This is a genomic window from Paenibacillus sp. GSMTC-2017 (assembly GCF_016019935.1).
Taxonomy (GTDB): domain Bacteria; phylum Bacillota; class Bacilli; order Paenibacillales; family Paenibacillaceae; genus Pristimantibacillus.
This window is the reverse complement of sequence record NZ_JAECMT010000001.1, coordinates 281,221-303,343: the sequence shown is the minus strand read 5'-3', so window position 1 is coordinate 303,343 and position 22,123 is coordinate 281,221. Positions and strand designations below refer to the sequence as shown.

Annotated in this window: 22 protein-coding genes and 1 pseudogene; 20 read left to right on the top strand and 3 right to left on the bottom strand. The window is 38.5% G+C overall.

The features are described from left to right. Nucleotides 1–28: 28 nt before the first annotated feature. From I6N90_RS01345 to I6N90_RS01325, 5 genes are all read left to right on the top strand, one after another. Complete coding sequence (locus tag I6N90_RS01345; protein ID WP_197933721.1) at nt 29–640, top strand: hypothetical protein; 612 nt, start codon at nt 29–31, stop codon at nt 638–640. 134 nt (nt 641–774) lie between these two features. Then, nucleotides 775–1,524, top strand: a complete 750-nt coding sequence (hisA, locus tag I6N90_RS01340; RefSeq protein WP_197933720.1) for a phosphoribosylformimino-5-aminoimidazole carboxamide ribotide isomerase — start codon at nt 775–777, stop codon at nt 1,522–1,524. Between the two features lie 46 nt (nt 1,525–1,570). Further along, entirely contained in the window at nt 1,571–2,359 is a 789-nt protein-coding gene (locus I6N90_RS01335) for an inositol monophosphatase family protein (RefSeq protein WP_197933719.1), read from the top strand. A 42-nt stretch (nt 2,360–2,401) separates the two neighbouring features. Next, on the top strand, nt 2,402–2,920 hold the full coding sequence (locus tag I6N90_RS01330) for an NUDIX hydrolase (protein WP_197933718.1): 519 nt from the start codon (nt 2,402–2,404) through the stop codon (nt 2,918–2,920). Nucleotides 2,921–2,934: 14 nt separating this feature from the next. Then, nucleotides 2,935–3,666 (top strand): ZIP family metal transporter, encoded by a 732-nt coding sequence (locus tag I6N90_RS01325; RefSeq protein WP_197933717.1) that lies wholly within the window; start codon nt 2,935–2,937, stop codon nt 3,664–3,666. A 76-nt stretch (nt 3,667–3,742) separates the two neighbouring features. On the opposite strand, the gene I6N90_RS01320 is transcribed toward I6N90_RS01325, so the two are convergent. Next, nucleotides 3,743–3,937 carry a hypothetical protein gene (locus I6N90_RS01320; protein WP_197933716.1) on the bottom strand — a complete coding sequence of 65 codons (195 nt, stop codon included), beginning with the start codon at nt 3,935–3,937 and terminating at the stop codon, nt 3,743–3,745. A 121-nt stretch (nt 3,938–4,058) separates the two neighbouring features. Here I6N90_RS01320 and I6N90_RS01315 point away from each other — a divergent pair, with 121 nt between their 5' ends. From I6N90_RS01315 to I6N90_RS01300, 4 genes and pseudogenes are all read left to right on the top strand, one after another. Beyond that, nucleotides 4,059–5,849 (top strand): ABC transporter substrate-binding protein, encoded by a 1,791-nt coding sequence (locus I6N90_RS01315; protein ID WP_197933715.1) that lies wholly within the window; start codon nt 4,059–4,061, stop codon nt 5,847–5,849. Nucleotides 5,850–5,951: 102 nt separating this feature from the next. Then, the gene (locus I6N90_RS01310; protein ID WP_197933714.1) at nt 5,952–6,365 is read left to right on the top strand and encodes a hypothetical protein; all 414 of its coding nucleotides are present in this window, start codon (nt 5,952–5,954) and stop codon (nt 6,363–6,365) included. 490 nt (nt 6,366–6,855) lie between these two features. Beyond that, nucleotides 6,856–6,990: pseudogene (locus I6N90_RS01305) on the top strand (hypothetical protein); the annotation flags it as partial. A 482-nt stretch (nt 6,991–7,472) separates the two neighbouring features. Next, entirely contained in the window at nt 7,473–8,141 is a 669-nt protein-coding gene (locus I6N90_RS01300) for a DNA alkylation repair protein (RefSeq protein WP_197933713.1), read from the top strand. 261 nt (nt 8,142–8,402) lie between these two features. Here the strand turns inward: I6N90_RS01300 and I6N90_RS01295 are convergent, their stop codons facing one another. Continuing rightward, nucleotides 8,403–8,996 carry a chloramphenicol phosphotransferase CPT family protein gene (locus I6N90_RS01295; protein WP_197933712.1) on the bottom strand — a complete coding sequence of 198 codons (594 nt, stop codon included), beginning with the start codon at nt 8,994–8,996 and terminating at the stop codon, nt 8,403–8,405. 336 nt (nt 8,997–9,332) lie between these two features. Between I6N90_RS01295 and I6N90_RS01290 the strand changes: the two genes are divergently transcribed. From I6N90_RS01290 to I6N90_RS24600, 3 genes are all read left to right on the top strand, one after another. Next, nucleotides 9,333–9,791, top strand: coding sequence for a GNAT family N-acetyltransferase (locus I6N90_RS01290; protein WP_197933711.1), 459 nt, complete (start codon nt 9,333–9,335; stop codon nt 9,789–9,791). 48 nt (nt 9,792–9,839) lie between these two features. Further along, nucleotides 9,840–10,373, top strand: a complete 534-nt coding sequence (locus I6N90_RS01285) for a DUF3221 domain-containing protein (RefSeq protein WP_197933710.1) — start codon at nt 9,840–9,842, stop codon at nt 10,371–10,373. 84 nt (nt 10,374–10,457) lie between these two features. Continuing rightward, nucleotides 10,458–10,637 carry a hypothetical protein gene (locus I6N90_RS24600; RefSeq protein WP_232242483.1) on the top strand — a complete coding sequence of 60 codons (180 nt, stop codon included), beginning with the start codon at nt 10,458–10,460 and terminating at the stop codon, nt 10,635–10,637. 8 nt (nt 10,638–10,645) lie between these two features. On the opposite strand, the gene I6N90_RS01280 is transcribed toward I6N90_RS24600, so the two are convergent. Continuing rightward, complete coding sequence (locus I6N90_RS01280; RefSeq protein WP_197933709.1) at nt 10,646–11,062, bottom strand: HIT family protein; 417 nt, start codon at nt 11,060–11,062, stop codon at nt 10,646–10,648. A 197-nt stretch (nt 11,063–11,259) separates the two neighbouring features. On the opposite strand from I6N90_RS01280, the gene I6N90_RS01275 reads away from it, so the two are divergent. The 8 genes from I6N90_RS01275 (at nt 11,260) to I6N90_RS01240 (ending at nt 22,120) form a co-directional block, all read left to right on the top strand. Further along, nucleotides 11,260–12,486, top strand: a complete 1,227-nt coding sequence (locus I6N90_RS01275; protein ID WP_332262375.1) for an MFS transporter — start codon at nt 11,260–11,262, stop codon at nt 12,484–12,486. Nucleotides 12,487–12,671: 185 nt separating this feature from the next. Further along, entirely contained in the window at nt 12,672–15,458 is a 2,787-nt protein-coding gene (locus tag I6N90_RS01270) for a glycoside hydrolase family 3 C-terminal domain-containing protein (protein ID WP_197933708.1), read from the top strand. 208 nt (nt 15,459–15,666) lie between these two features. Next, nucleotides 15,667–16,488: a nicotianamine synthase family protein gene (locus I6N90_RS01265; protein ID WP_232242482.1), complete on the top strand. Its 822-nt coding sequence runs from the start codon at nt 15,667–15,669 to the stop codon at nt 16,486–16,488. After that, entirely contained in the window at nt 16,485–17,843 is a 1,359-nt protein-coding gene (locus tag I6N90_RS01260) for an opine metallophore biosynthesis dehydrogenase (RefSeq protein WP_197933706.1), read from the top strand. Before I6N90_RS01265 ends, I6N90_RS01260 begins: the two co-directional genes overlap by 4 nt. Next, complete coding sequence (gene nikA / locus I6N90_RS01255) at nt 17,824–19,380, top strand: nickel ABC transporter substrate-binding protein (RefSeq protein WP_197933705.1); 1,557 nt, start codon at nt 17,824–17,826, stop codon at nt 19,378–19,380. Before I6N90_RS01260 ends, nikA begins: the two co-directional genes overlap by 20 nt. A gap of 1 nt (nt 19,381) precedes the next feature. Then, a complete protein-coding gene (nikB, locus tag I6N90_RS01250; RefSeq protein ID WP_197933704.1) occupies nt 19,382–20,326 on the top strand; it encodes a nickel ABC transporter permease in 945 nt (314 codons plus the stop codon). Beyond that, complete coding sequence (gene nikC / locus I6N90_RS01245; protein ID WP_197933703.1) at nt 20,323–21,195, top strand: nickel transporter permease; 873 nt, start codon at nt 20,323–20,325, stop codon at nt 21,193–21,195. The genes nikB and nikC overlap by 4 nt, the downstream gene beginning before the upstream one ends. Nucleotides 21,196–21,247: 52 nt before the next feature. Continuing rightward, on the top strand, nt 21,248–22,120 hold the full coding sequence (locus I6N90_RS01240; RefSeq protein ID WP_197933702.1) for an ABC transporter ATP-binding protein: 873 nt from the start codon (nt 21,248–21,250) through the stop codon (nt 22,118–22,120). Nucleotides 22,121–22,123: the final 3 nt, after the last annotated feature.

Here is a 22,123-nt window from a genome sequence, read left to right as displayed (position 1 = left end):
AGTCACAGAGAGGTTGAAAAAAAAGATAATGTCTAACGTAGAAGAAACAAATACACGTATTATTAAGTTCATTACTACTTTATCTACTCTATTTATTATCGCTATTTTGTTAATTCCAGCTTTCATTGAACCAGAGTTTTCATTTCGAAGTTTTCGGTTTCGGTTTGGGATTGTAGATATATCGATTGGATTATTAGCCGTTTTAGTAATTAGTATGGTATCAGGTTTTGCTCAAGATATGGATAGACGATATCTAGTAATAACATGGATGCTAATAATTCCGATTATCGCAATACAAGTTATGAGTGGACAAACGTATCAAGTATTTGATGAAAAATTATTTGCTCTAATACTTGCATCGATTGCAGCTGTAATTGGTATTGTTGGATTATACTATATCCGTGGCAAGTTAATGAAAACAAAGCAAACTGCAGAATGGAAAAATTACGTTAAAATTAGCAAGTTGATCATTGTACTAATTCCTTCAGCCTATTTTGTACTCTATATTTTTATCGCAGTAATTGAGGAAACATTATTATTCGATTATCAGATGTTATACCCGATCTTGTTATGGTTTCTTCTCTTAAATAGCGGGTTAATGCTCTTATCTTTTAGTGAGAAAAAGCAACAAGGTAATTAAGTTGTATATACAAATAGAAGCATCTTATCTCGAATGCTATCCATTCTAGTTAAGATGCTTCTATTTATATTGCGTAGATGTAATCGTCTATGTCAAAATGTAAATAGATCAATTAAAAGAATAGGGGTAATCCGTTGAAATTCAGACCATGTATCGATCTTCATGATGGAAAAGTAAAACAGATCGTTGGAGAAACGTTAAATGATGACATTATTGAAAACTTTGTATCATCCTATGATTCAGCGTATTACGCTGAATTGTTTAAGCGAGATGAGTTAACCGGCGGTCATGTTATTATGCTCGGACCTCATAATGAAGAAGCAGCAATTCAAGCATTGTCGCATTACCCTAATGGTCTTCAAATTGGTGGAGGGATTACAGCGGAAAATGCTGCATATTATTTGAAGCAAGGCGGATCACATGCCATTGTGACCTCATATATTTTTCGCGATGGTCGACTAAACGAAGAGAATTTATCGAGCATTGTAGCTGAAGTAGGCAAGGAGCGACTTGTTATCGATTTAAGCTGTAAAGAGCGGGATGGCAAATGGTTTGTCGTTACGAATCAATGGAAGCAATTTAGCGACTTTGAAGTAAATGAAGCAAACATTCGTTACTTGGAGAGCTATTGTGATGAGTTTCTTGTGCATGCAGTAGATGTAGAAGGTAAACAAAGCGGCATTCAGCAAAGTTTAGTTCGTGATCTTGCGAAGTGGGTTACCATTCCTACAACCTATGCAGGAGGAGCTAGATCGATAGAAGATATGAAGTTATTCCTTACGTTATCTAACGGAAAACTCGATCTTACGATAGGTAGTGCACTCGATATTTTCGGTGGGAATCTTTCGTATGATGAGGTAGTACGTTTCAATAGATCCATTTAAGCAATGTAGTCAATTCATAAACCATTTTGATAAAGGTGGAATTTGGATGCTTAAAATAGCGATGGAAGTAGCTATAGCTGCTGCTTTTGAAGCGGGAAGACTAACAAAAGATAAATTTGGAAATCTTGCACATGTTGAAGAAAAGGATGATCATGGCGATATCGTTACCGAAGCGGATCATCTTGCTGAAGCAATCATATTGGCGAAGATTAGAAATGTATTCCCGGAACATCGCATTCGATCGGAAGAATTTGGAGAGAATGAAAACGAAAGCGAATGGTTATGGTTAGTTGACCCGCTCGATGGGACTAACAACTTCGCTGTAGGTTTGCCACTATTTGGAATATCGATTACGTTAATGCATCATCTTATTCCTGTTCTAGCGGTTATTTATGAGCCAATGACGGATCGTTTATACACAGCGACATCTGGTGGAGGTGTTACCTGCAACCAACGTCCTATAACGATGGAACCAGGCGGAGCATTCAACAAAGCAAGGCTTGGCTGGATTCAAGGTCATGCTGTGCAAAATGAAGCTAAAGCTGTAAAGCTCAGACATCATATTGACTTGAATACAAAACGGATGATGAGGTTATGGGCACCAACTTTGCAATGGGTTATGTTAGCACGAGGGGATCTCGACGGTATTATCGTTTATAACTCAGAAGGTGAAGATTTATATTCCGGTCTTCTGATGGCACAAGAAGCGGGTGGGGCTGTTATTGATTATGATGGTAACCCATTCACTGTCGCTAGCAAGCAGCCGTATTTAATTGCATGCCATCCAAGGCATAAAGATTATTTTTTAAACATGGTTCGTGAAGGATTGAGCTAATCGTAGCTCGCTAATTCGTACATATAGAAAGGATTAGTAGTAATGGAGCTGTTAAAGGAATTATATGAACGGGATCTTAGTCTAAGTGGGCGTGACAGTACATCTCGTAGACATGGCAATAAATTTTGGTTCCGACGCGCAGTAAGAGCAATCATTTTTAACGATAAATATGAAATTGCACTTATCCATATGAGCGGTGATCATTATTATAAGCTTCCTGGCGGTGGAATTGAAGCAGGTGAAACGATGGAAGCGGCATTGCATCGTGAAGTGTTAGAAGAGCTGGGCACAACCGTTGAACTTACTGATGAGGTTGGATTAATTATTGAATATAGAGATGAACATGAACTGATGCAGTTTTCTTATTGTTACATAGCTAGAATGTATAGTGATCAAAAAAATCCCGAGTTAACGGAAGAAGAACATGCCGGTGGATTATCAACGGGATGGGTATCACTAAAAGAAGCTATAAAAATAATGGAGAAAAACATACCGCAGACATATGTTGGGAAATTTATTCAAGAAAGAGATTTAACCTTCTTGAAGCAACTAAATCGATAAGGGGCGATTCCACTATGACAGCTGCATTACTCGGTAGCTTTATTTCTGCAATGGCAACTGTCCTTGGTGCAGTGCCTTTATTATTTGTACGTTCGCTCTCTGAGAAGTGGAAAGATATATTAATTGCTTTTACCGCAGGCATCATGGTATCGACGTCGACATTTGGACTTCTACCACAAGCGCTTAAGGAATCAGGGTTGATCCCTTTAACAATAGGATTTATTATCGGTGTTGTCGTTCTAGATTTACTAGAAAAAAGTATACCGCATATCGATATTGAACAGAAGCGAGGTATTAGTGCATTTGATTCCAAATCACTGCTCGTCATCTTCGCACTTTTTATCCATAACATTCCAGAAGGATTGAGTACAGGTTTTAGTTATGCTAGTGCAAGTGAAGGATTAGGTACGATGGTAGCGGTCGCTATTGGTGCGCAGAATATACCTGAAGGTCTTGTTCTTGCTATCTTTCTGACACAATCCAATGTGAGTAAGATCAAGTTAATTCTTATTGTAGCGGTGACCGGACTCATGGAAGTTGTATCGGCCGTTGTTGGGTATTTTGCCGCGAGTTATATTGAATGGCTTATTGGTTACGGGCTTGCTTTCGCTTCAGGAGCGATGTTGTTTATTGTTTATAAAGAACTTATACCAGAGACGCATAGTCATGGGTATGAACGTCCAGCTACGTATTCCTTTATTTTTGGCCTTCTTATTATGATTTACATTAGTTATTTCTTTGGGTGAAAAAGGTAGGATGTTCTCTTCGTTTTTAATGAAACGTTAGGGAACATCCTTTTTTGTATACTGCCATGTAGTACGATCATCTGATTGTTTTTTGATATCGTTTTAATACTTGCGTATGTTGCTTCTCCCGACTAAAGAAAGCTAAGATTGTTCTGAGTATCGACTTCTTCTTCGGTTTATAAACTACAAACTCCTCTCGTTTTGCACGCAATTCAAATTTGGCAAGCTTCTCTTTCCTAAGTTGTTCTGACAAATATTGTTCTAACTCCATTTTGCTCATCTCCTTTGTTACCTTTATTATGTGCTCGCTAAAAGGGTATAAAAAGAGTATAATCTGAATCATTAATTTCCCCTTTTGCAAATATTTCCTCTAGATAAAGGAGGTTTTCCATATGTTGAATGAAGAACGGTATCTTCATTTATATTCTAAGATTGCTGAATCAGATGGAGCGGGCATACCGCTTGATGTATCTTTGGAGCAATTATCAGAGGCCTTATTTTGTACGCAGCGAAATGTGAAGTTAATTCTACGCAAGCTCGAAGAAGATGGGTTAATTGAGTGGACTGCTGGTCGTGGACGAGGCAATCGATCGAAAATAACTTTTTTGGCAACAAAAGAAGAGAAATTGCTGCAGCTCGCAGAAATGGTTGCACTAAAAGGGGAGTATAAGCACGCATTCGAGCTTATTCAAATGTATGGCGAAGGAACGTCAGTACGTCAACATTTTGTTGAGTGGATGAATGGGCAATTTGGTTACAAAACGGTCCAGATCGATGATAGTGAAGCAGATATATTAAGACTTCCTGTTTATAAACCAATTTTGACTCTAGATCCAAAGGATCTGTATTATTCTTTCAGTGCACATATGGTGAAACAATTGTTTGATTGCCTTGTACAATATGATCGAGCAACGAAGAAAATCGTTCCTTCGCTTGCCCATGCTTGGGAATGTGATGCGAGTGGGAAGGAATGGTCGTTTCATCTGAGACGAGGAGTTCATTTTCACCATGGTAGGGAATTGATTGCAGATGATGTTATTTACACACTTGAACGCCTTAAAGGGAGTGCAGCATCTGGTTGGTTTGTCCGTTCAATCGTTTCGATTGAAAGTAAAAATAAGAGGTCAGTTACGATTAAACTAGATAACCCCAACTGGTTGTTTCTAAGGTTTCTTTGTTCACCTGGAATGTCCATTGTGCCACATGAGTTAGTTCATCAAGATGAGCGATTTTGGCAGCACCCAGTCGGTACAGGACCGTTCCGATTCGTGAAATGGACTGTAGATCGTTTTACGATGGAAGCAAATCCGCATTACTTTCAAGGTCGTGCACATCTGGATGGTGTTGTTATAGTTACGATGCCGGAAGATACACATTTGTACACAAAGACTTGGGAGCAGATACTAGTTGAAAATGATGTTAGAGATATACACGTCGAGAAGAGCTGGCAAAGAAAAGAGTATATTGGCAATGATTGCGGTATTCTAACATGGAATATGGGAAAAAAAGGTCCCGTGCAATCACAACAATTTCGCAAGGCTATAAATATTTTAGTTGATCGAAACGTAATGATAGAGGAACTAGGTGAACATCGGAAATATCCTGCTGTAGGCTTTTTCACAAATGATCGTTCAAACAGTCAATCGGATAACATTGATTACGAAAGAGCAAAACAGCTATTGAAGGAATCAGGTTATAAAGGTGAAACAATCCGAATTGGAACGTATGGAACACATGAGCAGGATGCTATTTGGTTACAAAAAGTATTATCTATTTATGGGGTAAACATTGACGTTCAAGTGGAGACGTTTGTTAGCATTCGTGAGCCAGAAGTGTTACATAACGTAGATTGCTTATTGTTTTGTATCGTTTTTGCTGAGGATGAAGTTTGTATGATAGAGTTATTCGAGCAAACGGGTAATTTTATAAGTGAACATCTGGATAAAAAAGTTAAAAACTGGGTGAAGACAAAGATTGATTCCGCTTTAGCTTGTAAAGAGGCTATGGGCAGGTGGAAGGTGTTAATGGAAATTGAAGAGAAATTACGCGAAGAAGCACATGTTCTTTTCCTGACCCACAATAAAAGGAATACAATTTATAATCCAAGTATTAAAGGCGTAAGTGTCAATTCATTAGGCTGGATTGATTTTAAAGATATTTGGATGGAGAAACATGTTACGTAGTTGCTATTTTTTACTAATTAATTCATAATAGGATTGACACCTTAGAATGTTCACGGAGGCGGCTTTTAACGAATGAACAAATTCTAAGGAGGGCTAATGATTATGAAAAGAAAGTCTATTTTTTCAGTACTTATTGCTACATTTTTGCTCAGTATTCTCGTTTCAGTTACTGTTGTCAATGCTAGTGGGGGACAGACAAGTGATCCAATATCGGGGATTCCTGTCACTTTACATCCCTATAATTTATCAGATCACACATATACTAACTATCATCGATTTACTGCCCATAAGTCAGGTCAGGTACTATTTATGTTAAATTATACACCTAAAAACAATGCGCATATATTAAAGGCAGAATTACTAGACAGCAACTATAACGTAATACAAGTAGGCGCGTACACTTCTAAATACGTGAATTCTGGAGAAGTATATTACTTGAAAATAACTAGTGCAGCGATTAATTATCAAGGATTTTCCGGTCAAAACTATGTATACAGCGCTCATTATACATCATAATTTAGAAAGTACTTTCTAAAATAAATTAGCATTTAGCGATTTATAAGTGAGGATAAGCCATAACAGCTTGTCCTCTTTTTGTTTGGCTAACGTTTTAGTGCGGAGAACTATCAGTTGCTCAATAAAAATTAACGTCGTAATTGTCCAGATAAAAAATAGTATTAGACTGAAAAATAAAGTATTAGACAGGGTTAGTAGTAACGTAAATAGAGGATGGTTAGTTCAATATATGAGCTAATCTCCTCTATTTTTTGTTTAATGGAAATGTAAACTATGGGTTTAAAGCATAGTATAATTTATTTAATATTTTGAGGAGAAAGGCTTTCGTTGGGGGTGTTGTTGTGAGAGTACAAGAAGTAATTGTTAAAGATAATAAAAAGAGATATTTGCTGTTGGATGAAGTAGGTGTTCCAGTTGTTCCTGTGCATTCAACTTAGAAGAAGCACAAAATTGGCTTAACAGACATCTTAAAAGATATGAAGAGTATGGTTTTGGACTTTGGGCTGTTGTATTAAAAGAAACAAACGAAATGATTGGTCAATGTGGCTTGACAATGCAAGGCTGGAGAGAAAAAGAAATTTTGGAAATAGGATGCTGCTTTTTGTTCAACGGACGGGCAGGATAGTTATAATTACATGGATAATACTTCCGATACAATTTCTTGTTTTTAGGAGGTCAATGGGTCCAAAATTGGAAACAAGTCGATTAAATCTAAGATTGTTTGAACCCTCGGATGCAAAAGCATAGTTTCCCTAAACAAATTTTAAAATCAGGCGTTTATGAAGAATTAGTTCATTACGCTATGACTAATTAAACTATCTGGGAACGATGAACGATAGTTGAACATAAAGGGTTCCACATATTATAAATGACTAATATGTGGAACCTTTATTATATCTGACTTTCATAAATTTAGGTCTTGATAAACTGAGAAAGTAAAGTTTTAGACTGGCGGTAGTTGGAGAAAGCTTTATTAATGTTACAATATTAAAAAGGTAACCATTGGAGGCACACCACTGCAATAAGACTTGTAACGAAATATAGTTCTTGATATATCCCATCAAGGACATATTATGTAACAGAGCTTTAATAAAGGAGTTGTATAAAATGAATGAATATAAAAGTACAGAAATAAAACGTTCTTCAAAAACAGAAAACATTCTACCTCAGATCAACAGTAAAACTAAGCTAGGCGACTTACGAAAAATCGCAAAGGACATTAAAAAAGATCACGAACTAGCTATGGAACTTTGGACAACCGAAGAGTTTTTGCCCAGACTATTAGCAATCTTAATTATGGATAAAAAATTTCTTTCACAAGAAGTGCTAAATAAGTTTGATAAGGATATGCAGACTCACACTTTTGATGAGCGAAATACCTTAATGGATTGGTTAATGGCTAATCAGCTCACCAAAGACAAGAAGACAATTGCATTGATGGAGTCATGGGATAATAGCCCTTCTGCTCTTCAAAGGCGAGCTTTCTGGTATTATCAAGCGCGATTGAGATGGACTGGACAAACACCGCCTGATAACACCGCAGACTTATTATCTACATTAGAAGCAAATATTACGCAGGAAGAACCGGAAGTTCAATGGGCTATGAATTTCACCGCAGGCTGGATAGGCGTTTATGATGAGAAGTATTGTGCACGTTGTATTAAACTTGGTGAGAAAACGGGTCTTTACAAAGATGAAATAGTAGCAAAAGGATGTACTCCCAGCTATTTGCCGGAGTTCATTACGATTGAAGTTAACAAACGAAAAAATAAGTAGTTACCTTTGAAAAATTTATTAAGGATAATTCAAATCCTTAATTGTCGCTTACTTATTTTTGGAGATATTGGTAGAAAAGTCATTAGAATAGAACTCTGCGAGTATCTCTATCACCCTCGTATGTCTGCATACTCTTAAAAACGGATGTTCCCGAGATTTTATTCTCCGCAGCTACACCAAGGTTTTTTTGCTCTAAGGTATTTTAGCATGTTGCACTAAAGTGGTTAAAGCCTATTTATTGGTGTTATCTGGATATGACATCTAGGAATCACTAACATTTCTTTTACTTAATTTCTTAAATACCGAGTATTCCTTATTGGACTTAATAAAACGTAATATCTTTTCGGCACATTTTATTGGATTCATCACTTCAGTATTTACTTCGAGGTCATATTCATCAAAACAATATACTTTGCTAAACTGTGAAGCTGCTAGTCCAATCTTTCTATCTCCTCTCGTTTGCTCTCTTCTTATGAGTTCTTCTTTCGAGCATATTACACCTATAAATAACGTAGGCTGATCGAAAAATTGGTCAAGAAACTCATTAAACCTCTTGTCATTGTCGATTACGGTATCTACTACTACATTAAAACCCAGTTCTACTAGCAACTTAATTGTCGAATGGTACACTGAGATAATGGAATCATCAAGTATTTGTGAGACAACTTGATGATCTATTTCTCTTGGAGGTTCATCTGGAAATTTATTATTAATAAAATCATTGTAATTATTAAAAAAATCATCAATTGATAAATGATAAAAAGGAATCTCTTTCTGATTTATCAGTTCAGTCGATATGGAGGTCTTTCCAGAACTTGAAGTTCCATTTAGAAAAACTAATATCCCTTGCTTCAATTTAATCATCCCTTCAAAAAATAATCATTGCGTATCTTTCAGATAACGTTATATTCACAAAGTTCATATAATTATCCAACTCAGAAAATATTCGAGAAACGATTGAATTATCCTGCCCGTTAGTTCAATAAAAAGAACGCTTTAGCGCCTTCGCTTGGGCTACGTCCTCCTCATTATATTCCATTTCCAATCACCTATTAAAGAACGTACGCCGATAGTATGTAGTGCTTAAACAGGGGGCTTATCTTAAACCTAAGCACTAAGAAAATACTTTAATTTCTACAGACAGTAATATTATGATAAATTAATAATTAAAAAGAGAAAGGAAGAAATGAGATGAAAATAAGAGCGTTTAAACAATCGGATAAAGATTTTATTATAAGTCTTGCACTACGTTTTATGGAGTTTGAACTGATGAACTGGCGGGATATTGAGCAAACAGAAGAAGGTCAACGGAGATTAGCACATGAATCTGTTTCGAATCCGTCACCACATTCAGAAATGTTTGTTGCGGAAGCAGAAACTGGGGAATTACTTGGTTTTGTGGAAGTACGGCCACATACAGATTTATTAAGTGGTATAGAACAAGGGTTCATTGTCTCCATTGCTGTCTCCACAGAAGGTGAAGGTAAAGGTGTTGGCAAGGCTCTTATGCTCAAAGCAGAGCAGTGGTCAACCGAAAAAGGCTATAAACAACTTGTGCTGAATGCCTATATGAAAAATGAGCGTGCGGTCAATTTCTATAAATATTTAAATTATGAAGTTGAAGTGTTGAAGATGGTAAAAGAGCTTTAGAGACTATTGTCAGGTTGAATTCCATTCGTGTCATAAAGGGGGAATATTGTGAAACGAATTATTGCACTAACTACAATTGTTATAGCCATAATCTTCCTTAATGCTTGTTCTACGCAAGAAAAAGTGGTGAAAAAGGAAAGTCAATTTGAATATGTCCATCTTGGTTATATTACTAAATTAGAAGATCACCGTGCGTTAGTAGTAAGCACTGTTAATAGTGAGACCAATCCAAATAAAGAATATTATGAAGCGATATGGGTATCCGCTATACCGTCAAACCTTAAAGTTGGACAACAGGTTCAAGTGAAGTTGAAAGGTAACATTGCAACATCTTATCCAGCCCAAGCAGGTGCAGAGGGTGTATCGATTACCACTACTCAAAAGCCTGAGGGGGCAGATACATTTCAGGATGAAGTTATTCGAAAAGCTTTGCTAGATAAAGAACTAGCGAGTGTTGATGTTTTAGTGATCAAAGAAGTAAGTTATGATGTTAATTCGGATAGTTGGACCATTCGATATAAAGAAGCCATGCTTAAAGATGGCATATTAGAGGAAAAGAGTATTGTAGTTCTCGATAAATGAGTTTGAATAAAACTTGATTAAAGTAATTAGCCGCCTTTGTAAAGGCGGCTTTCGACTTTGTAAAAGCTTGTAACCAAGGATGGGTTGAAGAAGATACTGATCAATTTGTTTATTGAATGTCAGACAGAAAATGAAGCAAGAACGATAACTCATGAAGTTATAGATAAGTTAGGAGAGATCGTTGCTTCCTTTCATATCTCATTATGTGAAGAGTATTGGAGAAGATTTAGACTGATCCCCAATTTTATTGCAGACAGGGGCTAACATAATCCCTATCCCTCCTTCAAAACCTCTACAAATTTCTCTTTCGTTTCAGCTAACCTTTGCCCAGCTCCATGAGGATTTAATGGCTCACTCCATGTAAATCCATCCCCTTCGTACCTTGGAATTAGATGCATATGGTAGTGGGTTAAGTCATTAAATTTCCCTCCATTTTGACAAATGCTGATGCCGGCGGGTTTAAACAACGATTTTAATACAATCGAAAGTTTTTTTGAAGCATCCATAATGGAATAGGCAGTTTTTGAATCCAGTTCTTCAACATCCCAGTAATGCTGCTTAGGCAGTATAAGCAAATGGCCTTCGTTAAAAGGATTAATATCGAGTACACATGTAATAAGTTCATTTTCAAAAACGACGTTTAAGTCAGGTTCTATCCCATTAGCTATCCGACACCCTAAACAAGCCATCTAAACAACTCCTTATTTTACTTTGTATTTATTACCAATTTTACTCAATTTAAAGATATAGCAAGTATCTGTCAAGTAGTTGAATAGGAATTCATTTTTAGTTCTACGTATAAGCAGAAAGCCAGCGGAAAACAATACTGATGTTCCAATCCAAGTTACAAAGTGAATAATGATCTTTAGTAAAAAGGGGAATGTGAGTGGAGCAGCAGAAAAAGAAATGGGATTTAGCGGCACTTGCCTCAATTCCTTTAATTATGACACTTGCCAATTCGATGCTTATTCCTATCCTTCCGCTTATGCAGGATAAATTGAAAATAACATCGGTGCAATCAAGTTTAATTATTACGGTTTACGCAGCAATATCCATCTTATTTATTCCAATCGCTGGGTTTTTGTCTGATCGCTTCGGAAGAAAACTAATTATCATTATTGGGCTTTCGATTGCCGCTATAGGTGGATTAGTTTCAGGATTGGCTGCATGGTTATTGCACAGTCATGTTTATATAATTATTTTGATAGGTAGATTGATTCAAGGGATAGGAGCTGCTGGGGCATTTCCAATCGTATTGCCCTTAGTTGGCGATATGTTCAAAAGCGAAGAAGAGGTTAGCAGTGGACTAGGAATGATCGAAACATCCAATACATTTGGTAAAGTGTTAAGTCCTATTCTTGGGTCAGCACTTGCAATGGTTGTCTGGTTTCTTCCACTAATTGTTATTCCTATTATTTCATTAATTTCGATATTAGCTGTATTATTTCTCGTCAAAGAGCCTAAAAAAGCTCAAAAAACGAAAGTGAAATTCAAACAATTTCTAACCACCATCAAAAGTATTCTTTCAAAAGAAGGACATTGGTTATACGTTATCTTTGCTGTGGGTGGCAGTGCAATGTTTATTATGTTTGGAGTTCTGTATTATTTATCTTCAGTGCTTGAGGATACATATCATATAAAAGGGATTTGGAAAGGTGCGTTGCTCGCAATCCCTCTCGGAGCTATATGTATAGCTTCATTTACAGCTGGGAAGATGGTTGGGAAAAGTAAAAGTAAAATGAAATGGTTTACCGTTATTGGAATTGCTGTAGTGGCAGCTGTTATGCTTTTCTGCGGGATAGCTAATACTAAAAACTTGATTACTCTTATTTCTCTCATGTCTGTAAGTGGACTCGGAATCGGATTTGTTTTACCTAGTTTAGATTCACTAATTACGGAAGGTATCGACCAAAAACAGCGCGGGACAATAACCTCATTGTATAGCAGTACAAGATTTATCGGCGTCGCTGCTGGTCCATTAGTGGCATCTGTCCTTCTGCAAAAAGTAACGTGGTTATTTTACATCTTCGTAGGTATTGCTGCCATATGTTGTTTATTGGCATTATTTTTTATAAAGCCAGATACTAATAAAGCTAAAACTAAAGCAAGTTAAAGTGACTTTAATGATGCAGATACCTGTATAAAAATAAGTGGAGTATACGCTCGGAGACCCGACCTTCAGTGGTCGGGTTAATTTCATTTGTACGACTCTAGGTAAAATATGATATACTAATCGAAACGTTTCGATTTTATCGATTTAAGTTTGAAAACACATATATTTGTATCAGGAGGCATCATATGAGTATTCACACAATAGGAGTTCCATTAGAAGGTTTTGCCCAGTTTAGCAGAATTGTAGCCGCAGAAGGTGCTGTTTTATTAAAAAATGAAGGAAAAGTTCTTCCTCTTCGCGACAAGGAAAACGTTTCGATTTTTGGTAGAACACAACTAAATTATTATCGAAGCGGTACAGGCTCAGGCGGTAGTGTTCATGTATCGTATACAACTAACTTATTAGATGGTCTTCGCAGTAAAGGGAATGTTACGGTTAATGAGCAATTAGCTGCTGTATATGAAAAGTGGATTGAAAAAAATCCATTTGATAACGGTGGTGGCGGCTGGGCTGCTGAGCCATGGCATCAGAAAGAAATGATTTTATCCGATGAGCTTGTATCCGCAGCTAGAAAAAACTCGGATAAAGCAATTGTCGTAATCGGACGTACTGCAGGTGAAGATCAAGATAATGCAGATGCGCCGGGCAGCTATCAATTAACAGCCCAAGAAAAAGATATGCTTAAACAAGTAACGACATACTTTGAACAAACGATCGTTGTTCTAAATGTATCTAACATTATCGATATGAACTGGATGAATGATGAAAGTTATGTTCACCCGATTCCAACTGTGATTTATGCTTGGCATGGTGGAATGGAAGGCGGCAATGCAATTGCCGATGTTCTAGCTGGAGAGGTTACGCCTAGTGGTAAACTAACGGATACGATTGCTTATTCTATTGCAGACTATCCATCAACACATAATTATGGTGATGAGTTTAGAAGTGTGTATGAAGAAGATATCTATGTTGGATATCGTTACTTTGAGACATTCTGCCCTGAGAAGGTACAGTATGAATTCGGATTTGGATTATCCTATACTTCGTTCGAGATTAAGCCAGAAGAAGCGAAGCTAACAGTCAAAAATGGAGAAAAACAGATAGAAATCGATGTAACGGTAACAAATACAGGTTCCATATATGCAGGTAAAGAAGTAGTTCAGGTTTATTATGAAGCTCCACAAGGAAAGTTAGGTAAGCCAGCTAAAGTTCTCGCGGCATTCGTGAAAACAAAGGTATTACAAGCAGGTGACTCTCAACGTCTGACAGTAAGTTTCCCTGTTCATATCATGTCATCCTATGATGATAGCGGTGTGACAGGATATCGCTCTGCATACGTACTCGAAGCTGGAGTATATCATTTGTATGTAGGTAATAGCGTCAAAAATCTTGTAGATATCGGTGGTGCTGGAGGCAGCGGTTACGTAGTCGAAGATCTTCAAGTTGTCGAGCAATTGGAAGAAGCGATGGCCCCTACGGAAAGCTTTGCAAGAATGAAACCGGGAGCTCGCAAGGAAGATGGATCGTTCGAACTTGTTTCGTCTGAAGTTCCTGTACGTAGAATCTCGATGGCAGAACGAATCGAAAACAATCTTCCTGCAACACTAGCTCAAACGGGCGATCAAAGTTACAAACTAAGAGATGTTTTTGAACAAAAAACGAACATAGAAACCTTTATTGCACAGCTTAACGATCAGGATCTTGCAGCCATCGTTAGAGGCGAAGGAATGAGCAGTCCGCTTGTTACACCGGGAACAGCTTCAGCCTTTGGCGGTGTTAGTGATAGTCTACTTTCTTATGGCATCCCTGTAGGTTGTACAGCAGACGGTCCTTCCGGTATTCGTATGGATAGCGGTGGGAAGGCTACTCAGATTGCGATAGGTACTTTACTTGCAGCAACTTGGAACACAGCACTTGTCGAAGAACTTTATGTGATGGAAGGTCAAGAGTTAGTTAGTAACAACGTAGACGCGTTGCTTGGCCCAGGTATGAACATCCGCCGTAGTCCGCTTAACGGACGAAACTTTGAATATTTCTCTGAAGATCCGCTTATTTCTGGCGTGTTTGCAGCTGCATGTACTCGTGGAATAATGAAAGGTGGCTCTAACGCTACTCTCAAACATTTCGCTTGCAACAACCAGGAGAAACATCGCAGTAAAGTTAATGCAATTGTTTCTGAACGTGCGCTACGAGAAATTTATTTAAAAGGCTTCGAGATCGCTGTTAAGCAAGGTGGGGCGAACTCGATCATGACATCGTACAATCCGATAAACGGACATTGGGCTGCTTCCAATTATGATTTAAATACAACGATACTTCGCGGTGAATGGGCATTTAAAGGTATCGTGATGACGGACTGGTGGGCGATTATGAATGATGTTGTTCATGGTGGTCCAGCAGATCGGAAACTAACCAACTGGATGGTTCGTGCGCAAAACGATCTTTATATGGTCGTCAGCAACTATGGAGCGGAAACGAATGCTTGGGGAGACAATACAATTGAATCACTTGAAAATGCTTCCTTAACCCGAGGAGAATTGCAGCGTTCAGCAATTAATATTTGCGAGTTTTTGATGCAGGCGCCAGTGTTCTCTAGAAACCAAGTAATCGAAGAGAAAGTCGAAACGTTCAAATCGAACCCGTCACTTGCGACTGAGAATGCTCATGTAGTATCACAAAATACTGAAGTGAAACTAGCTGAAGCAGGATCTACCTTCATCAAAGTAGAACAAGCGGGTGTATATCGCGTTTTTGTTAATGTCATGTCACTTGAAACGGACCTCGCTCAAAGTGCATGTAATGTAACGTTGAACGATCAATTGATGACGACCATTCAAACGAATGGAACAGAAGGCAGATGGATTGTACAAAAGCTTGTAAAGGTGAACTTAGAAGCCGGTCTTTATGAAATGCAGTTTGATTTCGTTAAACCAGGTTTGAAATTAGATTGGATTGCATTTAAACAAGTGTAATAAAACTGTTTGATATTTATTTAGGGCCGTCTCTTTCATGAGACGGTCTTTTTTTGTCGGGTACTGTCGAGTAAGCACGAATGTATTGCACAGGCTATTTTAACAATGATATACGTGGGCAGGTTACTGCATAAAATGACTCTAAAGAGTCATATGGAATAATACGTTCTCGGGTATTATCAGGGTGAAGCCAACGAAAAGGAGGGAAATGATGAAGCACAAATATGCTTTTTTGCTTTCTTTGCAATCGATTGAATACGAGATTAAGAAACTAACGTTATTTTCAAAAAAGTGTTCAGACTGTTTCGAATTACTGCAAGTAAAACTCGATGAGCTTTGTCTCTTCATGACTAGTGAGATAAACGAGGAGCAATGGCAACTTTGGGGACATGATAAAGAAATCAAGCAACAAAGTAATCAGCTTCGTCAAACGTCAACCTATGCTTTATGCGAGATGGAAAAGTATCAATCAGTAAGTACTCTTGAGAACAAGATGGATATGAGCGATTATTTAACCATTTTGTCTGGGGCAGTGAAAGATGAACTAAATGAATTTCGGATCGTAGCCACCTCAAAAGTGTTGTTCGTCGGCTCAGGTGCTTTCCCAACGTCCGCGCTCACAATCGCTAAAGAAACAAATGCAGACGTATTATGTATAGACATAGATAGTGAAGCTATAAGACTCGGGAGAAGAGTTGCTGAAATATCTGGTTTGCAGTCGAAAGTCCTTTTTTCGGAATCCCCTTTGAATGAACAGACTTTTCTCAAAGATGCTACTCATGTCATCATCGCTTCACTTGTTAGAAACAAATACGAAGTATTGGAGGAGCTTAAGAAAACACTCAATGCAGAAGCTAAAATTATTTTGCGATACGGGAATGGATTAAAATCAGTGTTTAATTACCCTATGGAAAAGGATTTGACCGATGATTGGGATACGACCCCGATTTCTTTAAATAAAAGTATTTACGATACGATGATCATTGAGTCCAAAAAGCGGTTGTCTGTAGGGACGGTGAATAGCCTATGATGGGGCAACAACAATTAGCTCTATTTGAAAATGTATTAATAATCGGAGCGGGTCCAGCAGCTATTCATGTTGCCGTTGATATTTCTAATGGCTGGTGCAATCAGGTAGGGATAGCAAACAGGATAGGCTCCCATAGTGAGCGAATAAAGCAGGAGCTTGAAAGGTGTTCCGGTCTTATCTCAACTGTTGTACAGGTTGAATCGAAAAGTCATCTATCTGGAACGGCACAATTGTCCCAATTTTATGAAGGATTCGAACATATCGATAATGTGTGGCAAACGATTATTGTATGTACCCCCTGTGACACATATTTGAATGTAGTAAAGGAATTAAAATTGAAGGAATTAACAAAAGTTAAGAGAATAATATTGTTATCACCAGGAATTGGATCGAATTTGCTCGTACAAAGTGTTGTTAATAAATCAAATGACGCAATCGAGATCATTAGCTTGTCCACGTATTATGCCGCAACGAGATTCGACCCCCAAGGAACCACATTGTTAACATCCATAGTAAAAGGTTTAAAACGAAAAGTTGTTGTTGGTTCAAATCAATCTAGCAGCCACACGCTTAATAACTTGAAAGTATTTATAGAGAGTTTAGGCATTACTTGTGAAATCGCCGCCCATCCGATTGAAGCAGAGAGTAGAAGTATAACAGCGTATGTTCATCCTCCATTTTTTATCAATGACTTTTCACTACATGAAATTTTCAGCAAGCAACGATCAACAAAATATATGTATAAGCTGTATCCAGAAGGACCCATTACACAATATGTGATAAAAGAAATGCTTCTACTTTGGAAAGAAACTTCTGCTTTCATTCAAAAGCTACATGCACAACCTCTTAATCTATTAAAATTTTTGAATGACGATAATTATCCCGTACACGAAACAACTCTATCAAGAGAAGATATCGAAAGTTTTGTAGACATGGACGAAACGAAACAACAATATTTGCTCTATATTCGGTATTCGTCTATATTAATTGATCCTTTTTCTAAACCAGATGAGAAAGGGAAGTATACTGATTTCTCCGCTTTTCCTTACGTTCAAGTGTCACAGGACAAAGAGGGAAAATGGATTATTCCAAGAGTCCCTTACGAAGATTACAAGAAGTTGAAGTTAATGTATGGTCTGGCACAAAGATTTGATGTAGCAATGCCACAAACATGTAAACTTATCGATCGGTTTGAACAAAAATTATCATCGTTTGTGGAGGAGAAGGGCAGTCATACGTTTCGATTAGAAATGATAACGGATACAACAGCAGATGAAGTTAATGCGATCGTTGATGAATTATCTAAAGTGAACAAGGAGGAGGGTGAAAAAAAGGATGTTTATTCGTCTTCATGATCGAAAAAGGATCGTTACAGCTCTACTTGTTATGTTATTAGCTATGGTCGTAACGGCATGTAGCTTAAGTAATGCCAAAGTGGAGCTAGGCAAAAAGAAGGTAACCATTATTCACAGTTTACCTAACGATTCACTCGATCCCCATAATACATGGATCGCATTGCGGGCAGGAGTGACGGAGACGTTAATTCGTCTTGATGCGAATATGCAGCTGGCTCCTTGGCTTGCTACAAGTTGGGAAGCAAAGGATGAAACAACGTGGGTTTTTACAATTCGAGACGGAGTACAGTTTCAAGATGGAACTAAGCTGGATGCCGCAACTGTAAAGTCATCTTTCGAACGTGGCATTAAAGATAGTAAAGCACTTGAAGCAGCATTAAAAGTTGCAGGGATAGAAGCTAGCGGTCAACAATTAACGATAACAACAAAGGAGCCTTTCCCTGCATTTCCAACTGAGCTTGTCCATCCAACAACAGGAATTATAAGTGTTGCAGCCGAGCAGAAGGTAGGAAAGGATACATTTAACAATGCCCCCGTTGGTACGGGTCCTTTTAAAGTAATGAGCTTTGAGGCCGGAAATGAAATTCATTTAGAGCGCTTTGATACGTATTGGGACGGTATAGCGAAGCTTGCTGAAGTTGTATTTACATTTAATTCGGATGCCAATGTCCGAACACTCGCTTTCCAATCGAAACAAGCAGATATCGTCTACCATATTGCTCCAGAGTCGCTTGCAGCTATTGAAAAGGATAAAGAATTGACGCTAGAATCTGTTTCAAGTTTGCGCACCCACTATTTTACGTATAACCCGAAAAGTCCAAATGTCAGTGAATTAAATGTTCGTCAAGCAATTGATAAGCTTATCGACAGAGATGCAATCGTAAAAGATATTATGTTTGGTTATGCGACACCATCTAATGGGCCATTCAATCCAACACTTTCATTCGGCAACAGGGATGAATATCAGAAGCTTGACCAAGTTGGTGCGTTGCAGCTACTTATAGATGCTGGCTATGAGAAAGGAAATGATGGAAAACTTACAAAAGACGGGAAGCAACTAACACTTAAATTAATGGCATTTACAGGGGTCAATCCTGAACTTCCGCTTATTCCTCTACTTGTTCAATCAGAAGCGGCTAAAGTGGGAATTAAAGTGGATATTGTGTCCGTTGAGTACCCAGATGTCTATATTGCAGATCATTCCGATTGGGACATATCAACATCAAGTTATTTAACATCTCCACGTGGTGATGGCGGTTCTTTTTTAAATGCTGCTTATGTTCCTGGTGGTTCTTATAATGCTGCAAACATAAAAGTTGAAGGGCTGACAAGTATTCTAGATGAACTAAATCGAACTGGAGTAGTTGAAGTGCGAAATGAGCTTACTAAAAAAGCAGTATCTGTAATTAAAGAAACGATGCCTCATTCCTACATCATTAATCCAAATATTTTGGTAGGTGTGAATGCCCGTGTTAGCGGGTGGGAGCCCACTGCTGAAGAATTTTATATCGTAACAAATAAGATGGATGTGAATTAATATGCTTCGGCATATCGGTTTTAGATTTGTCCAGCTTGTTATTGTTTTGTTGATAGTAAGCATCGTTATATTTGTTCTTATGAAGCTGGCGCCGGGAGATCCGGTGCTTGCTATATTAAAGGCAAATGAAGGTGCAGTTTCACTGAATGACCAGCATGTGGTCCGAGCGGAACTAGGTTTGGAGATGCCGCTCTATAAGCAATTCGGAAACTGGTTGTTAGATGTAGTTGCGTTTGATTTAGGCAAATCTTATATGAATAATCGTGATGTTTGGGACATTATGATGGAAAGACTACCCGCGACCATATCACTCACGATCGGTGCACTACTCGTTCTCCTGCTAATATCGGTTCCTTTAGGAGTGCTCGCTGCACAACATCAAGGGCGTTTACCCGATCATATTAGTCGATTTATTGCACTAATTGGCTCATCTATTCCAAGCTTTTGGTTAGGTTTGCTGCTGCTCTACTTCTTTTCCTATAAGTTGAACTGGTTGCCAACAATGGGTAACGGGAGTTTTCGTCATCTAATTCTACCTTCACTAACATTGGGTTTTGTTATGGCGCCTGAATATATTCGATTGTTACGCGCAGGATTGCTTGAAACGTTATCTGAGTCTTATATTCGAGCAGCTCGTGCACGTGGAATTGCAGAATCGAGCGTAATGCTGAGACATGCGCTACAGGCTGCATTATTACCTATAATTTCAGTGTTCGGAATGAGTATAGGCAGTTTATTGGCAGGTTCAGTCGTCACGGAATCGTTATTTGGTTGGCCTGGACTTGGCAGTATGGCAATGGAAGCCATTACTCAGCGCAACTACCCGCTTATCCAGGGTTATGTTCTCCTAACAGGCTTTTTTATTGTACTTGCTAATTTGGCAGTTGATATTAGTTATGGACTGCTAGACCCCAGAATTCGTGTAGGAAGGGGGAGACGAGTATGAACAATAAAAGTTCAGTTGCAACCCATTCGTCGAGAGTGTATTTCCATACAAGGTGGAGAACTTTTCGGAATCCTATGATAGCAAGTGGAATGGGATTAGTTGCTGTTGTTGTTCTACTAGCTATTATTAGTCCTTGGATTGTACCGAATGACCCGTTACTCGTAAACATGGCAGATCGTCTCCTTTCTCCAAGTCTAGAGTACCCACTCGGTACGGATCATCTTGGTCGTTGCCTATTTTCAAGATTAATGGACGGAGCACGAATGACACTTGGTACCACATTTGTATTTATAACAATAGTCGTTTCTATAGGAGTAACGATAGGACTGTTTTCCGGTTATGTCGGTGGAATAGTGGATAGTATTCTAATGCGTGTAACAGATGGCTTAGGTGCTGTGCCGGAATTTTTACTTGCTGTAGCAGTGGCTGGTTTTCTTGGGCCAGGACTGTTAAACGTTATGTTTGCTATCTGCTGTGTGAAATGGATTAGCTACGCTCGATTGGTTCGAGGCATCATTTTGTCAGAGCGGGAAAAGGAATATGTGCTTGCTTCAATCGTTGCGGGAAGTGGAACGTGGACGGTAATTAAAAGACATTTATTACGGCAAATTGCTTCTCCACTTGCAGTTGTGGCAGCACTTGATGTAGGGAAAATGATTCTTCTCATATCGATGTTATCGTATTTGGGATTAGGTACTCAGCCACCCGCTCCGGAATGGGGAGCTATGTTAAGTGATGGCAGACCTTATTTTCAAGCTGCGCCAGAGCTCATGATCTATCCGGGGCTTCTAATACTAACTGTCGTGTTAGCATGCAATCTGCTAAGTGATGGACTAAGAGACCATCTAGACGTTCGTAATCGTACTTAACGAAGGTGAATATGTAGAATGAGCAATGGGACTTAGGAAAGAGAGGTGAGGTATGAGTATAAATGCTTTAAGTAAGAAGACTGTGGACGTTCTCGATTCTACTGTGGATAGAGTAGTTGCTCCATTAGAGGATAAGAATGAGTCGGTGCTGCGGGTGGAGCAATTATATATTGATGCCTATCTTCATAACAAAAGTAAGTCTCTTGTTCATGGTATATCCTTTTCTATTCAAAAGGGGAAAACCTTTGCCCTTGTCGGTGAAAGCGGAAGCGGGAAAAGCGTCACAGCGAGTGCTATCATCGGACTTTTACCCAAGGCACTTCGCATCCGGGCAGGCCACATTTTCTTTAGGGAAGAAAGTATACTAACTCAGACTGCACATGACAGAAGGGAACTGCGCGGTAAGCAGATTGGAATTGTGTATCAAGACTATCAGGGCAGTTTTACGCCATCAATCAAAATAGGCAACCAACTGGTTGAGATGATACGCTCACATCGGAAGTTGTCTAAAAGCGATGCTTCGGATCTAGCTAAATTATGGCTTGCTCGTGTGGCGCTGCCAGTAGAAAGGGTGTATTTAAGTTATCCCTTTGAGCTCAGTGGCGGACAACGACAACGAATTGCAATAGCTGCTGCTTTAATGCTTGAGCCTTCATTACTTATTGTTGATGAGCCAACGACAGCGCTAGATGTTATAACGAGTGCGTTAATTTTGGATTTAATTGCACAGCTGCAAGCTGAGACAGGATGTGCAGTATTGCATATTTCACATCACTTACGGCAAGTATTGCAACGTGCCAATCATATAGCAGTTATGCAAGAGGGAAAAATCGTTGAACAAGGAAATGCAAAACAGATAAGGTTCTGGCCACTTCATCCCTATACAAAAATGTTACTCGAAGCATGCCCTAAGCTAATTAGGTGAGGA

What these genes read in the sequence shown, in the direction of transcription:
- I6N90_RS01345 (WP_197933721.1), top strand. Translation starts at nt 29, where the DNA reads ATGTCTAACGTAGAAGAAACAAATACACGTATTATTAAGTTCATTACT.
- I6N90_RS01335 (WP_197933719.1), top strand. Translation starts at nt 1,571, where the DNA reads ATGCTTAAAATAGCGATGGAAGTAGCTATAGCTGCTGCTTTTGAAGCG.
- I6N90_RS01330 (WP_197933718.1), top strand. Translation starts at nt 2,402, where the DNA reads ATGGAGCTGTTAAAGGAATTATATGAACGGGATCTTAGTCTAAGTGGG.
- I6N90_RS01325 (WP_197933717.1), top strand. Translation starts at nt 2,935, where the DNA reads ATGACAGCTGCATTACTCGGTAGCTTTATTTCTGCAATGGCAACTGTC.
- I6N90_RS01320 (WP_197933716.1), bottom strand. Translation starts at nt 3,937, where the DNA reads ATGGAGTTAGAACAATATTTGTCAGAACAACTTAGGAAAGAGAAGCTT.
- I6N90_RS01315 (WP_197933715.1), top strand. Translation starts at nt 4,059, where the DNA reads ATGTTGAATGAAGAACGGTATCTTCATTTATATTCTAAGATTGCTGAA.
- I6N90_RS01310 (WP_197933714.1), top strand. Translation starts at nt 5,952, where the DNA reads ATGAAAAGAAAGTCTATTTTTTCAGTACTTATTGCTACATTTTTGCTC.
- I6N90_RS01300 (WP_197933713.1), top strand. Translation starts at nt 7,473, where the DNA reads ATGAATGAATATAAAAGTACAGAAATAAAACGTTCTTCAAAAACAGAA.
- I6N90_RS01290 (WP_197933711.1), top strand. Translation starts at nt 9,333, where the DNA reads ATGAAAATAAGAGCGTTTAAACAATCGGATAAAGATTTTATTATAAGT.
- I6N90_RS01280 (WP_197933709.1), bottom strand. Translation starts at nt 11,062, where the DNA reads ATGGCTTGTTTAGGGTGTCGGATAGCTAATGGGATAGAACCTGACTTA.
- I6N90_RS01270 (WP_197933708.1), top strand. Translation starts at nt 12,672, where the DNA reads ATGAGTATTCACACAATAGGAGTTCCATTAGAAGGTTTTGCCCAGTTT.
- I6N90_RS01265 (WP_232242482.1), top strand. Translation starts at nt 15,667, where the DNA reads ATGATGAAGCACAAATATGCTTTTTTGCTTTCTTTGCAATCGATTGAA.
- I6N90_RS01260 (WP_197933706.1), top strand. Translation starts at nt 16,485, where the DNA reads ATGATGGGGCAACAACAATTAGCTCTATTTGAAAATGTATTAATAATC.
- nikA (WP_197933705.1), top strand. Translation starts at nt 17,824, where the DNA reads ATGTTTATTCGTCTTCATGATCGAAAAAGGATCGTTACAGCTCTACTT.
- nikB (WP_197933704.1), top strand. Translation starts at nt 19,382, where the DNA reads ATGCTTCGGCATATCGGTTTTAGATTTGTCCAGCTTGTTATTGTTTTG.
- nikC (WP_197933703.1), top strand. Translation starts at nt 20,323, where the DNA reads ATGAACAATAAAAGTTCAGTTGCAACCCATTCGTCGAGAGTGTATTTC.
- I6N90_RS01240 (WP_197933702.1), top strand. Translation starts at nt 21,248, where the DNA reads ATGAGTATAAATGCTTTAAGTAAGAAGACTGTGGACGTTCTCGATTCT.